This is a genomic window from Phycisphaeraceae bacterium (assembly GCA_020639155.1).
Classification (GTDB): Bacteria; Planctomycetota; Phycisphaerae; order Phycisphaerales; family UBA1924; genus JACKHF01.
In genome coordinates this window covers 52,068-68,237 of record JACKHF010000002.1, presented here as the reverse complement: position 1 = coordinate 68,237, position 16,170 = coordinate 52,068, and the positions used below count along the sequence as shown (strand labels likewise).

Genomic DNA, 16,170 nt, shown 5'->3' with positions numbered 1-16,170 from the left:
ACATGGAACGGAACGAAACAAACAACATGCATCATAACAACACCGAGGATGTTTCTCGCATTGAGACCATGCTCGACGCGCTGGGATCGCACGAGCGTGCAAGCACTCCCGAATCTCTGCTCAGCGCAATCAAGACCGTTCACTCGCCAGACCAGAAGCAGGTTCTTGCACACATTGATGACGTGCGAACGAAGCACACCCGCTCGCGTGCATGGGTGCGACCGCTCGGATTTGCAGTTGCTGCGATGGTGCTGGTCGGTGTATCGATCCCTGTCCTCCTGCAAATGAAGCCAACCATACCGACGGGGCCAGACACTGAGACCCAACTTGCTGCTTATGAGCAGGATTACGAGTTTGTCTTTGCAATGCTCGATGATCTTGACAACGGGCTCTCGTCATCCATCGACGAGACCCGCCGGTCATACGACACCAACACCGATCCAGCGGATGCGCTCTCGTTGCTGGATCTGTGGGAAACGGGCGAATCAACCGACGAGGAGACGATGGGATGATCTCAGTTGCACGTCACATTGCGGTTCTGTGTGCAGTCGTATGCTGCTTCGCACCAACTGTGATTGCACAGCGGGAGCGCGATCCACTCCCGATGCGCGAAGCACAACCCGGAGAGGAACGATTATCGCAGATGCTTGCGCAGGAGATCGAGCGCGCCGAACAACGGGCGCAATCGCTGAACAGAGCAAAGGACATGCTGGCAAGCGGCACTTCTTCTCGTGAAGTGCTTCAGATGCTCCGCGATTCGGATATCCAGCTCCCACTTGACCGTGTCCGGGAACGCTTTGAGGATCGCCGTACAGAAAACCGTCCGATGCGTGATCCCGCGCAGGGACAACCGCTCCCTGAGCGCCGAGGTGACCATCCGGACGATCGACTACTGCAGCGTCCTGATCCGCGCGAGATTGAGTGGAACACAGTCATCCGCGATGCGTTCATGAAAGAGCATTTCGCCGAGTGGCACGATCGATTCAGCGCAATGCAGGCAGAGAGCCCGGAGTTTGCCGAACGCATGATGCGCCGAATGGACGACAAACTCCGTGATCTCTACGCAAAGCTCCAGCACGACCCAGAGATGGGCCAGCTTGATATTGAGGAGCACAAGGTCGGGCTCTCGATCCTTGGCATCGCGAGCAGAGTCCGGCGCGCCACGGGAACGGACAACTCCACGGTTGACCTTGCACCATTCAAGGATGAACTGCGTTCATTGATAGGAAAAGCTTTCGACGTACGTACTAACCGCAATCGCCTCAACATCAAACGCCAGGAAGAACGAATCGCAGCAATGCGCAATGAACTCGACACGCTTCTATCTGATCGTGAGAAGATAATCGATCAGCAGGTCGAAGCGCTGATGTCGGAAACCGGCCGCAGACGCGGGCGAGGACCATTTGAGCCGGGCATGTTCGGTGGACCGCCACAGGACGATGATCGACCGGGAGAACGCCGTCGTGATCGTGAACCACCGCGCGAGCGTCCAAGCGATCTTCCGCTTCCTCGGTAAACACGTGTTTACGACACAATTGCGCCCGGTGCAATATCGCTGCTCGGCGAGAGCACAACAACATTGCGCTCTTCCTCACCCTTTGCAGCGTCACTCGCAGCGAGCAGCATGCCGCGTGATTCCTCGCCACGGATCTTGCGTGGTGCGAGATTTGCGCAGATCACAATAAGTTTGCCGAGCAGTTGCTCGGGCTCGTAGTACCCACGAATTCCGGCGCAGATCTGGCGAGGCTCACCTGATCCGTCGTCCAGTTTCAACACAAAGAGTCTGTCCGCGTTGGGATGATTCTCGGCACTGAGCACCTTTGCAACGCGGAGGTCAAGCTTGGCGAACTCCTCGAAGTTGACGATGGGTTTGGCTGTTGTCTCGGTTGCGTCTGTCACAATGAGCTCCTGCGTGGGCGTATCCTGTTCGCGACGAGTGTATGCACGGAGCAGCCAAATCCCAAGCCGCTACATGCCCACATATCGTGCATAGATCTGGCGGGCAACCGACTCGTCCCGTGTGCCTGTAACAATCGCCCGCCCATCCCCGAACACGGTCATCTCGAACTTGTTCTCACCTGCGAACCGGACATGCGTGAATGCAGTGTGAGACCGCACATCGCCGTGCGCACCAAGCGCAGCAGCAATCGCGAGAAGATCGGCTGTTCCTTCCCCATCTGGCATCACCTGCACCGCGTCACGTCCGCACAACCCCACCACCGCTGATGACCGCGTGCCTTGCAGGTACGCAAAGTCGCGTTTCACACAGCACGAGCACTGATCGTCGAAGAGACCATACGCATCAAGCCTTCTGCGTTGGTTGTTCCAGACATCGAACTCAAGCAGCGAACGATTCACGAGTTCCGGCTTGCCGATGATGATCTTCATTGCTTCGGCTGCCATCGCGCTCGCAGCAATTGACACAACTGCAGCCAGCACACCTGCGGTCTCACACGTCGGCATTGATCCCGGTGCCGGCGCTTCGGGCACAACACATCGCAAGCACGCGGTATGGCTTTCTCCCTTTGCTGGAAGAATCGGCATCACCATGCCCATCGTGCCAACGCAGCCGCAGTACACCCACGGAATCGCATCGCGCACGCACAGGTCATTGATAAGCAGACGTGTCTCGAAGTTGTCGGTCCCGTCGAGCACTACCGCAGGTGTGCTCCCAGTTTGGCGAAAGATCTGTTCGATGTTCGTGTGTGTCAGGTCCGTGATCATCGGGTGCGTGCGCACATCAGGGTTGATCTGAGCAATCCTGTCGGCAGCAGCGATTGCCTTGGGCATACCGACGTGCGACGTGTCGTACAGCACCTGTCGCTGCAGATTTGTCAGTTCGACAATATCGCGATCGATGACCGTGATGCAACCGACACCAGCCCGACACAGAATATCCGCAGCAACGCAGCCGAGAGCACCAACACCTGCAATCACAACATTCGCATCAGCAAGCAGTCGCTGTCCCGAAATGCCGAAGCCGGGCAGTGTCATCTGCCTGCGATACCGGTCTGTGTTTGCGGACGTACTCATATCGGTTTGTATCGTACTCGGACTCACACATAGAGAAAAATCAACGATCAAGTATGTTTGATATCTTCATGATTCCACTGGCTGTGGTATCTTGGCTTTGAATTGGCAGCGGAATACTGTTCGCATTCTCCACCGCTGTACATATCACGCCGAGCACCATACCCATACTAGCACGACCTGTTCATGGCCAACTCATCACCATCCACACGATCTTCTACTTACCGAGGCAGAAGATCCTTTCTCGGCCCAGTTCTGTACCGCTTGTACAGATTTCAACTTCAACCGCTTCGCAAGGTTCTCCGCAGACTAATCACAAAGCTGGAAGGTGGCGAGTTTTACTCTCTCACCCTCAGAGATATCTTCCGCACATACCATGGTGTCGAAGTTGGTTTGTTCACGATGGGAGCTCCGTTTGTCCCGTTCGCGTTCCCCTCTGGCACAACCATCGGTCGGTACTGCTCTATTTTCATCACGACGCGCGCGTTCAATGCGAACCATCCGATGAACATCCGATCGACGCATGCACTTTTTTATAACCCGAAGCTCGGTCTTGTTCATGAAGATCTCATCACGCGGCCGCCACTCACCATAGGAAATGACGTGCTGATTGGGCATGGCGCAATCATTCTGCCGTCAGTTCGCTCTATTGGGCATGGGGCTGTGATCGGCGCGGGATCGGTTGTCCATGCCGATGTCGTACCCTACGCCGTCATGGTTGGCCATCCTGCACGCAAGGTGCGTTCGCGATTTTCACAGGAAACCATCAACGAGATCATCGCGTCGGCATGGTGGGACAAATCGCCTGATGAGTTACGAGATTCGATCGATGAGTTTCGGATACCACTCGATGGGTCAGATGAAGTTCGGTAGCAGCACGACCGTCAAAGAAACGATCGTCCAATATAGACACAGGAACGCGTCCCATGCCGACTGACCCCGCACACACGACAACTCTTGGCATGATTGATGGGTTTCTTCACTCATGCGTGCACCACCCGTCCCGTCCCGCACTCGAAGTCGATGGTGCGTCTTTCACATACACAGACCTTCTTGAACGTGCGGCCGTGTTTGCATTGACGATTCTCAAGCATAAGAACGACGACACTCACTATATTGGCGTCTTTGCCCACCGATCAGCAACCGCATTTGCTGGCGTGCTTGGAGCATTGCTGAGCGGACACGGGTATGTGCCTCTCAACATGACATACCCGGTCGATCGCACAAGGATTATGCTGAATCACTCGGGCTGCAGCATCGTGATTGTGGATGAAAGGTCCGAAACGCAACTCTCAGAGCTTCTTGCAGGCATTGATCGATCGCTGCTTCTCGTGCTCCCACACAAGGATGACACATCAGATCTGCGTTCACAGTTCCCGAAGCACTCATTTGTGGGTGCATTAGAGTTAGATGAAGTTCATGACACTGCCAAATCGTTTGATCCAACATTGATTCCGCACAGGCCCGAAGCGTACGTTCTTTACACTTCGGGTAGCACCGGAGCACCAAAGGGTGTCTCGCTCACACGTGCGAACGTCGACGCCTTTGTGAGCGCTGCCCAGCTTCGGTACAACATCACGCATGAGGATCGTCTCTCACAATGCTTTGATATGACGTTTGATCTATCTGTCTTTGATATGTTCATGGCCTGGACACACGGCGCATGTCTCTGCTGCCCCACTGCGAAGGAAGTTGTTGCACCCGGGAAGTTTGTGCGAGACGCGGGACTGACCGTGTGGTTTTCTGTTCCTTCCGTCGCGACATTCATGCAGCAGTTCGGGATGGTCAAACCCGATCGCTATCCGCTGTTGCGATGGAGCCTGTTCTGTGGCGAAGCACTTCCTGTCGCGCTCTCGCAAGTATGGCAGAAAGCCGCGCCAAACTCTGTGATTGAAAATCTGTATGGACCAACCGAACTAACAATCGCTTGCACCGTTTACAGATTTGATGAGAACAAAACACCTGACGAGGCAGAGCTTGGCACTGTGCCAATTGGTGAGCCGTTCCACAACATGGAAGCGATAGTTGTTGATGAGCATATGAAACCGGTTGCACCAGGCGAAGCTGGAGAACTCATCTGCACAGGACCACAGCTTGCAACTGGCTACCTGCACGATCCTGAAAAAACATCTGCTGCGTTTGTCCGCATCTCGGGTAGATCGGAGACTTTCTACAGGACTGGTGATCTTGTCAGAAATCCCGCTGCGGGCAAGCCAATGACATTCCTTGGTCGAGTCGACAACCAGATAAAAATGCGAGGATTCCGCATTGAGCCTGGAGAAATTGAAGTCGTGCTTATCGACGAAACAGGTGCTCCAACAGCAGTAGCCGTAGGCTGGCCGATAACACCGAACGGTGCGGGTGGTATCGTTGCCTTTGTTGAAACAGACGCACTCGACGTTGCCTCGCTCGATGAACGCGTAAAGCTTCGATTGCCTCCGTACATGGTTCCGCGCGAGTACCGATCACTTGCGAAGTTTCCTCGGAATGCAAACGGCAAAGTGGATCGCAAGGCGCTGATTGCAACTCTGGAGAACAAGGCATGACGACACCATCCGCAGAACAGATCCGCGCATTCCTGCTTATCCATTTCGCAGATCGCTTTGAGCAGCACAACGTCGACGTATCAAGTATTGACGATTCGTATGACCTGCTGAGGGAGGGCATCATTGACTCATTGGGCATTCTTGAGATGATGGGCGCATTGGAAGACGAGTTCGGGCAAGCCGTTGACCTCGAAGACATGGATCCCGAACGGATGACGCAACTCGGGCCGCTGACTGACTTTCTTGAACAACAATGGAAGGCTCAGGCATGACAGTGCCAATGATGAAAACAGTCAATCTTGATACTGACGAACTGCAAGGAAAGTATGCCGAGTCCGTTGCAAGTTGGTTGCTTGATGCTGAAGAACCCTTTTCCTCTTGGCTCCATGAGGGGCGTGAAAACGCACAAACCTTTGTCAACAAGTTGATGAACCAGCGCGCGTCGCTTCGCTGGCTCGGCAGAGTTACTGTTGGCTTGCAAGAGAGCACTCCTATCGGCGGGTTCATTGGAATCAGCGGAAAGCAAATGCAGCTTTGTGCAACATCGGATGCGCTCGCATTTATCAGAGCTGTTCCACGGGAGCAGCACGCAGAGCGGAGCAACAGATTTCGTGACGCATACGCCACGTTTCCAAGCGTGCCAAGCGCTACCTATCTGCTCAGCCACTTTGGCATCACACCCTCTGTGAGAGGCAAAGGGCTTTCAACGCCTCTGCTTAAGGCTTTTCTGCTGCGTGGAGCACAGCTTGGATTTACAATGTTCCAGTTGAACGTTGCCTGTGAGAACGAACCAGCAATACGGTTGTACTCGTCGCACGGATTCAAAGTAGACCACACATTCTCGATTCCCAAGACGAGCATGCAGTTTCATTGCATGAGGCTTGCATGCTAGCTGTGGTCATGCCTGTTCGTTCAGCGAACTCTTGGACACCCGGTTTGTAAGCCAGTACCTGGGGTCGTTTTACACACACGACCAGTCAATCAGTGCAGCATTACAATGAGTGTGCTTGCGATCGAATCGGAGCTGCGTCTCGTTGACCCCAGCCAAGCCAACCCGCATGCGCAGCCGAACATACCAGTCGCGCGAGTCGCTTTGCTCCCCGCACAAGCATTCGACTCACAGCGCGTCATGTGCAGTCTGGAAGTCTACGTAAACGACGTTCCAAATGCGAGGGGTTTGCCGATACACTCGCCCGATAACTCAATGCCGCTGCCTTGGTGAAGTCCAAAGCAGGGAGTTTCTTCCGACTTCCTGTCAACCACATACATCGCAAACAGACATTGTGCTGATTCCTGCTATTCTCAGCATGTGAAAACTCCAATTTCCATCCGTTTCTGTTTGCTTCACAGTTGGGCCTGTGTGTTGCTTGTCACTGGACTCGCAACCGATTCAGCCTTTGGTCAGGTCGACTTCCGAATGCTCACGTGGAACATTGAAACAGTTGGCACTCCGGGAAGCAGCCAGTACAACGCCGCAGTCGCTGTATTGAACAGGCTTGGTGCCGATGTCGTTGCTATCAATGAGGTCGCAAACAATGACGACGCCAACAGCCTTCAGGCGCTGGCAAGCGCGACGGGGTATCAGTACGTGCTTGTTCCCAGCAGCAACCCGTTCGGCGCAACCCGCAACGCGATCATCTCAAAGTGGCCGTTCACGCAGACGACATTTCACACATCACCAGCGCTCTCAGGATCATCCAGCGCAAACGATATCACACGATGGATTGTTGAAGCGGTGATTGAACCCGGAAATGCTGGCACGCCCGTCCACATCCTCAGCGAACACTGGAAGGCAAGCACAGCGAACGAGGACGAGTTCCGTCGCGCAGTAGAATCGATCCGCATCAGCCAGGCGATAGCAGGACTCGACACCGCGTCTGACTACTTCATCGTGTGCGGCGATGTCAACGATGAGATTGACACGCAGCCAAACTCGCCAGCTATTTTTACTTCTGTCCCGAGCGGAGTACCCGGATCGTTTGTGCTCGGACCGGATATTCAGGCAATGCTGAGTTCGGGTGGTATTCCGAACAACCCCTTTGCTGCGCTTGGTGTGAATGTCACGCTGTCTGCGATCCCCGCTCGCCAGAAAGATAACTCTGATGTCACGCGGCCGTCGTCGGGACGAAGGCTCGACTATGTGTTCGTCAGCGGTGCGTTGCTCTTTCAAGGGTATCAGGCAGAAGTATATGACTCGCTGGACGAGGCATTGCCTGGCGGGCTCATGAAGTTTGGATCCCCGCTTGCAGGAAACACATGCGCTCTGGCTGCTGACCATTTGCCGGTGATTGTTGATCTTCAGATCGAGTCATCGATCTGCTATCCCGATTGTGACGAGAACAACACGCTCAACGTGTTCGACTACATCTGCTTCGGGAACGCCTACGCATCACAACAAATATACGCAGACTGCGATGGGAGCGGATCGTTCAATGTGTTTGATTACATCTGCTTTGGGAACGCGTACGCGACCGGATGTCCTTAACACATCACATGCCGAGTCAGTTCGGCATTCGCATGACATCAATCAGCGTGCATGCGCCTGTATGAATCAATGCCTGGTTTGAGCTTGTATCGAATCGAAGCTCCACGACTGCGCATTCGCCGGTACTCAGTTCGAAGTACCCAGCCTGTGTCTCGACCAGCACACTTACGAGATTCGAGAGCGTTGGGTTGTGCCCAACGATGGCAACCGGCGCATCGCTCTTTGAATATGTGGTATTGAGCAGTTCCATCACTTTGCCGAGCGCTGTTGTGGTGCTGAGTTCGCTGGCGAGTACGAGAGGAAGTTGGCAGCGGGCGGCTATAGCTTCGGCAGTCTGGTAGGCACGCATAATCGGTGATGAGAGAATCTGTATTGGCGGATGCTCACGAGCAACAAGCCGGTCTGCTAGCCAGCGCGCCTGTAGAACGCCTCGCAGCAAGAGGACTCGATCGTCATCACGTCCCGTGACAGAGTTGCGCTCCGTCTTGCCATGGCGAATGACGTAAAGCAGCATCCGTTACCCTCCCTGTAAACACCCGAACCAAACCCAGTCAGTGTATATGACAGGCAACGTTTGTCCGCTGAAATAGATCATGAACACGGCAGAATTGGATGTTTACCCTAGTCGGCATGTACTCATTGACAGAGTTGACAGGCCCCACGTCCTGCAGACCAGAACCAAATCAGGTAGACTGAGGAACCGACACTTGTCGGAACATTCCCGGTTTGGGCAAGATTGGCTCATTCCCGGCTCAATAGTCATCATTCCAGACCGATTGACATAGCTTCAGGCAACGAACAAGAAGGATGCATGATGGATCAGACTGCTTCACGATTCGCAATAGTTTCACTTGGGCTCAGCATGGCATTGTTTGGCTGTGCGTGCAGTTCTGCCACAAACACGCTCGCGCGAACCTACGCCACCGAAACAGATCACGTTGTTGTGCCAACCCGATGGGCAGGTGCGAGCGTGACCGATGACGGACTTTCTGTGGTGACGTATCCCACGCTTCCTGCACTGAGTCCTGACGGAAACTGGCTGACCTTCTCATTCGACGATGATATCTGGATTGTCCGAACAGGCGGCGGCACAGCGAAACGCCTGACATCACATCCGGCAACAGAAACACGTTCCGCGTTCAGTTCGGACGGCACACGTCTTCTCTTTGAATCAAACCGCGATGGCGCTCGCAACATCTACGAGATGCCGCTTATCACAACCGACTCCGGAATAACAGGCGGCGCAATCAAACGCATCACAACATCCGACCGTAGCGAGCAGTTGTACGGTTATACGTCAGACGGGTCCGGCGTTATGTTTGGGGCGCTGCTCAAGAAAGAACTCTTCAACCACGCCAAGACATACACCGCTCCATTAGATGGTGGACCTGTGGTGCCCGTGTTTGATGCGTTTGGATTTGAAACAAGCAGTTCGAACGATGGCAACACTGTTGTCTTCACCCGCGGCCGGTACGGCTATGACAGACCGAAGTATCGCGGGTCCGGTGCCAGCGACATCTGGTCGTACAACACACAGTCCGGATCATTCACGCAACTGACTTCGTTCAACTGCAACGACGGGCAGCCGAACATTCTTCCTGATGGATCGATCGTCTTTGTGTCTTCTCGCGATGGCCAGAACAACGTCTGGCGACTCAACGCTGGCGCAACAGACAACGGACGCGAGAAGGCAAGCGGCCTGACACAACTGACCTCGTTCCATCCAACAGCTGAGCAACTCACCATCGCACACGGCGTACGTGATCTGACAGCATCAAGAAACGGGAGCCTTGCTGCATTCGTGGTCTGGGACACGCTCTACACACTTGATCTGAACGATCCGAACGCGCAGCCATCTGCACTCACAATCACCATCCCGAGTGATACTGATTCACCCTCGATGGAAAGCGTCAACTACAACCGTGCCGAACAGATCGCAATGTCGCCCGACGGAAACACCGTTGCGATGGTTGATCGTGGCGAGATTTTTCTGCGCTCGACAGCCGATGACCGGCCAACGCGCAGGGTGACCGACAATCCATTCAGGGAAGCAGACATCGCATGGTCACCGGACAATCAGTGGCTGTACTTCGCATCGGATATGTCCGGTGAGTGGGAACTCTATCGCGCATCGGTTGATCTGACTCGCGATGATCTTGATCCGCATATCAAGGCTGCAGAAGAAGCAAAGAAGAAAGCAGCTGAAGAGAAGAAAAAAGCTGCTGAAGCCGAAAAGAAAGAAGGCGAGAAGAAGGATGAACCTGCATCAGATGATGCCGAAAAAGATACCGAAGACGAAGACAAGAAGGCCGATTCAGAAGCTGGCAAAAAGGGTGACGACAAAAAGAAGGAAAAGATTGACCACGGCAAGCGCTGGGAACAGTCAATCACCTATACATATGAGAAACTGATCGATACCAGCGGCGCACACCGCCCCATCCCATCGCCTGACGGACGCAAGCTGCTCTACTTCGTCGATCGTGGCGATGTCATGCTGCTTGATCTGAAGACAATGGCATCGCGCATGGTGTTCCCCGGCTGGAATGAGCCGGACATCCAGTGGGCTGCCGATTCCCGCCACGTTGTGTATTCTGTGCAGGATCTCGACTTCAACTCCGACGTGTTCATCCTTGATGCGCTCGATCCGGACGCAGTGCCACAGAACATCTCAATGCATCCTGATCTTGATGAATCGCCGCAACTCAGCGCCGATGGCAAGGTAATCACATTCCTCTCGGACCGCGACTCAGACAACTTTTCGTTCAACGTCTACGCGGTCTACCTCGACAAAGAACTCGAGGGCATGACCGACTATGAACTTGAGGAGCACTTCGAGAATGCGGCAAAGGAAGCCAAGAAGCGAAAAATGATCGATCCGGTTGATTTCGATGCAGAATACGAGGAGCCTGACGCACTGACATTCGATACCGATGACGCGTATCTGCGCATTCGCAGAATCGTCTCGTCCTCATCATCCAACGGAAACCTTGCCATCCTGCCCGGCGGTGATCGCATCATTTTCTCCGAGGGTGGCGGATTGAACTCGGTCAACTATGCTGGTCGTGACCGCAAATCGATCGTGACAGGAAGCGCTGGCTCGGTCTCTGTTTCTCTTGATGGCTCAAAGCTCTTCTTCAACCGCTCTGGAGAACCAGCCAGTGTCGGATCCGGCGGCGGCTCTGTTAAGGCATACCCCATGTCGTTCACCGACTGGATAGACCTGACAGACGATCACAAACAGAAGTTCCGTGAAGCTGCTCGACTTCTGCGCGACGGGTTCTACCACCCCACGCTAAAGAATCTCGATTGGGATGGCATTTCCGCACGATACGCGGAACTGGCTGCAGGCACGCGCACGACTGCCGAGTTCAACGATGTGGTCAACATGCTCTTTGGTGAGCTCGACGGATCACATCTTGGTATTTCGGGTGGCAGTTCCGATTTCTCACCCCCAAACTCCCGCACAGGGTATCTTGGCGTGGATGTCAAGCCTGTACACGATGGCTATGAGATCGCACACATCGTCAAAGAGATGCCAGCCGACGAGGACAACGCAAACCTGAAGATCGGCGATGTCATCACCGCGATCGATCAGCGTGTACTTGCACCAAACGATGCTGGCCCGAATATCGATCTCGTTGCTGCAATGGAAGGCACTCTCGGACGTGAGATTCTGCTTGATGTGCGTCGAGGCGACACTGGTGAAGCCTTCCGCACACTGATTGTGCCCTCCTCGTATGGCGCAGACAGCGGCGCACGATACGAGGATGTTGTTGCTCGTAATCGGGCGCGCGTTGAGGAACTCTCCGGCGGTCGTCTCGGCTACCTCCACATCCAAGGCATGAACATGGCATCTGTCCGTGTCTACGAACGCGATCTTTATGCGGCTGCGCACGGCAAGGATGGGCTTATTATCGATGTGCGTGACAACGGCGGCGGATCCACAACGGATATCCTGCTCTCGTCACTCACTGCACCGAACCACGCGTACACCATCCCGCGCGGCGCAGATCCCAAATCCGTCCCGCGCGATGCCTACCCGCGCGATCGTCGCCTGATCTATGGCTACTCGCGCCCAATCAACGTGCTGATGAACCAGCACTCGTTCTCGAATGCCGAGATATTCTCGCATTCGATCAAGACAACCAAGCGAGGCAGACTGATTGGCACCGCGACATTTGGAGGCGTGATCTCGACAGGTTCAGCAGGGTTGATCGACGGCTCGCGTGTGCGCATGCCGTTCCGCGGCTGGTATCTGCCCGATGGCACAGACATGGAGAGCCACGGCGCCCAGCCCGACGTTGACGTGCCAGCCATTCCATCGGACGAGGTAAATGGCCGTGACGCACAGCTCGAAGCAGCGGTCAAGGACCTGCTCTCACAGATCAAGTAAGACCACATCCGACTGTTCAAAACCAAAAGCCCGGGGACTGCAATCCCTGGGCTTTTTATTCTCTGCATATTGCGCCAACAATCAGCGATGCAACCCACATCCCACATCCTCATTGCGGGCATCCCGTCAGCAAACAAAACCCTCTACCACCGAATCCGGTTTCTCGCGGGTGATCCCGCTGCGTATGTCGGCATGCGCCAATCCGACGGCTCGCTGAGATCAACACTCATGATCCGCGATATCGAGATGCATCGCGCAAAGCAGACCGCGCGCGTCGACAGTGTCATCTGTCCAGCGGACGTTGCGCCAACCACAGGACTCCCCAGCGACCGCGAGACCGCCACCGCCATCGCGACCGCCGAGTTCCTCGTCCGCAACAAGATCGACCGCGTCATGTCCGATCGCACGCTCCCGCTCATCTTCGCGCATCACATCCGGGAGCGCGGGATCACGATCGACTATTCCGAAACGCTCGGCGTCATCGACCGGCGCGCCAAGGACCAGCAGGAACTTGCGTGGCTGAAAGAATCGCAATCCGTCACCGAGCGCGCCGTGCAGATGGCCTGCGAGATGATCGCAAACGCAAGCGCCGACGACCACGGCGTGCTGCACCACGACGGTCTCCCGCTCACCAGCGAGCGCGTCCGCACCATGGTTGACGTCTTCTTCCTTGAGAACGGGTACGCCGACTCATCGTCCATCGTCGCGTGCGGCGTCCACGCGGGCGACTGCCACGATCGCGGCACGGGCACACTGCGCACAAGCCAGACCATCATCGTGGACATCTTCCCGCGCAATACAAAGACACAATACTGCGGCGACTGCACACGCACCGTCGTCCACGGCGACATCCCCGATGAGATCGTGCGCATGCACGCGGCGGTTGTCGCTGCGAAGAAAGCTGCGATCGACGCGACACGCGCCGGCACAACAGGCGACGCGGTGTATCAGGCAACCATCGATGTCATCACGCAGCACGGATACGAGGTCGGACTTCCGAAAGAGGCAGATTCTCCCTCAAGATGTGCAATGGTCCACGGGACGGGACACGGTATCGGGCTTGATGTGCACGAGCCGCCACTGATCGATCGCAACGGACCAGAACTTGTTGTCGGCGACGTCCTCACCATTGAGCCCGGTGTGTACCAGCCCGACTTTGGCGGCGTGCGCGTCGAGGACATGGTCGCTGTAACACAGACCGGCTGCGAAAACTTCAACACGGTCCCCGAGGGGCTTGAGTGGAAGTGACAAACACGTTGTTGAAGTTAACATTGTGCTTGCCATTCTGTGTGCGCAAGTACACTGAAAATCAAAGACCCAAGCAAAGAACCGGGAGTGCAGTACTCCCGGTTCAATCTTCAACGTGATCTCATTCACTTCATTACGGACATCCTGCTGCGTACGCATTCCCAAAGCAGATGTAATCAAAGATGCTGAATGTGGTATTGCCATCGCAGTTTGCATACGGCTCGTTGTTGGCGTAGGCGTTGCCGAAGCAGATGTAATCGAAGATGTTAAGTGTGCCGTTGCCATCACAATCGGCGTAGCAGCTGCTCGCTGGAGCCATCGTGAAGTTTATGCGTGAAGCCTGCCCGGTGTTCGCAGTTGGGGTGAATCGGCCGCCACTGTATGCACGGCTCGATTCGGTACTGCCATTGGCCCGCGACACAGTGAGTGTTGTAGCAGCTTCGTTCCCAACAACGATCGATACGAGCAGGTTGCCCTGAGACGGATCATAGATGAATGGTGTGCCAGCGAACTCCATCTCGAACTCTTCGGTACCACCGAGGACGATGGTATACGTCAATGGCTGGTCATAAAAGGTGGTCAACGCCCCAGCGACGTTTGGGGCTCCGCTCGGGCCTTCAACTGGGATCTCAAGTCCGCCCGAACCGGCAGCAACTCCGGGCATGGCATTTGTATAACCCATGCCGATCGTCACCTGACCAAGGTCGTATGTAGTGCCAGGACTAGCGGATGGTGCAAACGCGATGTGGCTGATCTCCACGGGGCCGCCGCTATTGACACCAGTAAACAACGACGCATCGAAGACTTGGTGCATCGTCGCGACACCGCCGGGAGTGCCCATACCGAACGGTATGAAGTTAAAGAAGGTATGCGGCAACGTTGGCAGTACCTGCCCGGATGCCACACCAGCAACCATCATCGCACCAACAGCACTGAACATTGAAACTCTCATCGGATGCTCCTCTCATTTCTAAAGGAATGCACGCCAGGTCGAACAAACGATCTCGGCTCGCACTATGCCTTTATTACATACACCCCTTTTACAGGATAGTCCTGACGCTGTCAAGCCCGATTCGACTCGAGAGCCGGAATCAAGTACATCCGCAGGCCAGAGAATCCCTCTGCCATGTTCGCACTCCATTCGTTGGCTTCTTCTAATAAGAGACTGACCAGATGCCTATGCCCGACCCACACGCTCCACCACCGAACACCTGATTGTGCGATGCGTGTATATGCGCGATGTCGATGCTGTATCACGGACACCCGGCTGCGTATGCATTGCCGAAGCAGATGTAATCAAAGATATTGAACGTGCTATTCTGGTCGCAATCTGCGTACGGCTCGTTGTTGGAGTAGGCGTTGCCGAAGCAGATGAAATCGAAGATGGTCAGCGTCGTATTTTCGTCGCAGTCGGCGTAGCACGGCTCGCACTCGTCGGGGATGCCGTTCATATTTACATCGGCGCTGCCGCCGTTTGCAGAACCAACTGCGATGTCGTACTCGTCTGGATACTCGTTCAAATTGCAGTCTGCGCCAAGATTGCCCTGCGCTCGAAGGACGCCGGCAAGCATCGAAGCGTCCATGCCATACGGAGCCGCGTCGATCGTGCCGTCGCCGTCAGTGTCGGTCGGGTTTGCGAGCCAGGCGATCATGTCGAGCGCATCGACAACACCGTTCTGATCGATATCCTGCGAGAACGATGGCACGATCATCGTTGAACTGGCAAAGCCGAACTGCGTTGTCGTGCCGATACTCACGTTCGCGCTGGATTCAACATTGCTTTGTATGCCTTCAACTCGAATGATGTACCTGCCCGGCAAAAACTCTCTTGTATCAAACTGCCAAATCTGATGCTGCCCGCCCCCCGCAGGATCCCACGTCACATCGATGTTCACCGGGTAGAAGATTTGTCCGACGTTGTGGACCGGCCCGAGCAGCCGGCAACGGACATTGTCTGTTGTTGCGCTTGAGTTTGGACTATTCCCAGTAAACACACTGAGGAATGAATCAGCGCTGATGTATGTGTCGATCACAAACAAAGCCTGTCCGAGCGTTTCTGCAGACCCTGATAGCAGAAACGACGGCTGGGCACTGCCGATGAGCAAGCCGCCTCCCATGTCGATTGTCATACTGGAACCGTTCGTGTTGATGCCGATATTGTAACTCGGACTGCCGCTACTCATTCCGTTCGGAGGACAGAAGGACTCGGAGTACGACTTACCGTACTGCCCCGGACCGTACGCATCTATCTGGATGTCGAATGACTTCGCTGTCGTGCAGAGTGCAGACTGGATACCCATTGAGCCAGTATTGTGCCCGATGACCTCTTCGACATGGAACGGATTGAGCTGCGCCGACGCACCCGACACACAGACAAAAAGCGACATGCCATGCCCGACCAACGTGCGTGCGACCCTTCCGATATGTTGATGCCTCATCCGTGTCTCCAAGCCGTTGTCACTGTGCGT

At 55.0% G+C, this 16,170-nt stretch carries 14 protein-coding genes; 9 read left to right on the top strand and 5 right to left on the bottom strand.

Annotation, left to right across the window (positions count from 1 at the left end; translation table 11 throughout):
• The first annotated feature begins 2 nt into the window (after positions 1-2).
• On the top strand, positions 3-512 hold the full coding sequence (locus H6815_10900) for a hypothetical protein (GenBank protein ID MCB9860943.1): 510 nt from the start codon (positions 3-5) through the stop codon (positions 510-512).
• Positions 509-1,516, top strand: a complete 1,008-nt coding sequence (locus H6815_10895) for a hypothetical protein (protein ID MCB9860942.1) — start codon at positions 509-511, stop codon at positions 1,514-1,516. The genes H6815_10900 and H6815_10895 overlap by 4 nt, the downstream gene beginning before the upstream one ends.
• 8 nt (positions 1,517-1,524) lie before the next feature.
• Here H6815_10895 and metG read toward each other — a convergent pair whose 3' ends face one another.
• Positions 1,525-1,899: a methionine--tRNA ligase subunit beta gene (gene metG, locus H6815_10890; GenBank protein ID MCB9860941.1), complete on the bottom strand. Its 375-nt coding sequence runs from the start codon at positions 1,897-1,899 to the stop codon at positions 1,525-1,527.
• Positions 1,900-1,968: 69 nt separating this feature from the next.
• Positions 1,969-3,033 carry a ThiF family adenylyltransferase gene (locus H6815_10885; protein MCB9860940.1) on the bottom strand — a complete coding sequence of 355 codons (1,065 nt, stop codon included), beginning with the start codon at positions 3,031-3,033 and terminating at the stop codon, positions 1,969-1,971.
• 399 nt (positions 3,034-3,432) lie between these two features.
• On the opposite strand from H6815_10885, the gene H6815_10880 reads away from it, so the two are divergent.
• The 5 genes from H6815_10880 (at position 3,433) to H6815_10860 (ending at position 8,061) form a co-directional block, all read left to right on the top strand.
• Positions 3,433-3,903, top strand: coding sequence for a CatB-related O-acetyltransferase (locus H6815_10880; protein MCB9860939.1), 471 nt, complete (start codon positions 3,433-3,435; stop codon positions 3,901-3,903).
• 53 nt (positions 3,904-3,956) lie between these two features.
• A complete protein-coding gene (locus H6815_10875; GenBank protein MCB9860938.1) occupies positions 3,957-5,576 on the top strand; it encodes an amino acid adenylation domain-containing protein in 1,620 nt (539 codons plus the stop codon).
• The gene (locus tag H6815_10870; GenBank protein MCB9860937.1) at positions 5,573-5,848 is read left to right on the top strand and encodes an acyl carrier protein; all 276 of its coding nucleotides are present in this window, start codon (positions 5,573-5,575) and stop codon (positions 5,846-5,848) included. Before H6815_10875 ends, H6815_10870 begins: the two co-directional genes overlap by 4 nt.
• Positions 5,845-6,468 (top strand): GNAT family N-acetyltransferase, encoded by a 624-nt coding sequence (locus H6815_10865; protein ID MCB9860936.1) that lies wholly within the window; start codon positions 5,845-5,847, stop codon positions 6,466-6,468. Before H6815_10870 ends, H6815_10865 begins: the two co-directional genes overlap by 4 nt.
• 468 nt (positions 6,469-6,936) lie before the next feature.
• Positions 6,937-8,061 carry an endonuclease/exonuclease/phosphatase family protein gene (locus H6815_10860; GenBank protein MCB9860935.1) on the top strand — a complete coding sequence of 375 codons (1,125 nt, stop codon included), beginning with the start codon at positions 6,937-6,939 and terminating at the stop codon, positions 8,059-8,061.
• A gap of 16 nt (positions 8,062-8,077) precedes the next feature.
• Here the strand turns inward: H6815_10860 and H6815_10855 are convergent, their stop codons facing one another.
• Complete coding sequence (locus H6815_10855) at positions 8,078-8,575, bottom strand: histidine phosphatase family protein (protein ID MCB9860934.1); 498 nt, start codon at positions 8,573-8,575, stop codon at positions 8,078-8,080.
• Between the two features lie 297 nt (positions 8,576-8,872).
• On the opposite strand from H6815_10855, the gene H6815_10850 reads away from it, so the two are divergent.
• Positions 8,873-12,454: a PD40 domain-containing protein gene (locus tag H6815_10850; protein ID MCB9860933.1), complete on the top strand. Its 3,582-nt coding sequence runs from the start codon at positions 8,873-8,875 to the stop codon at positions 12,452-12,454.
• An 87-nt stretch (positions 12,455-12,541) separates the two neighbouring features.
• Complete coding sequence (locus tag H6815_10845; protein ID MCB9860932.1) at positions 12,542-13,702, top strand: aminopeptidase P family protein; 1,161 nt, start codon at positions 12,542-12,544, stop codon at positions 13,700-13,702.
• A 133-nt stretch (positions 13,703-13,835) separates the two neighbouring features.
• Here H6815_10845 and H6815_10840 read toward each other — a convergent pair whose 3' ends face one another.
• A complete protein-coding gene (locus H6815_10840; protein MCB9860931.1) occupies positions 13,836-14,654 on the bottom strand; it encodes a hypothetical protein in 819 nt (272 codons plus the stop codon).
• A 301-nt stretch (positions 14,655-14,955) separates the two neighbouring features.
• Positions 14,956-16,140, bottom strand: coding sequence for a hypothetical protein (locus H6815_10835; GenBank protein MCB9860930.1), 1,185 nt, complete (start codon positions 16,138-16,140; stop codon positions 14,956-14,958).
• Positions 16,141-16,170 lie beyond the last annotated feature (30 nt).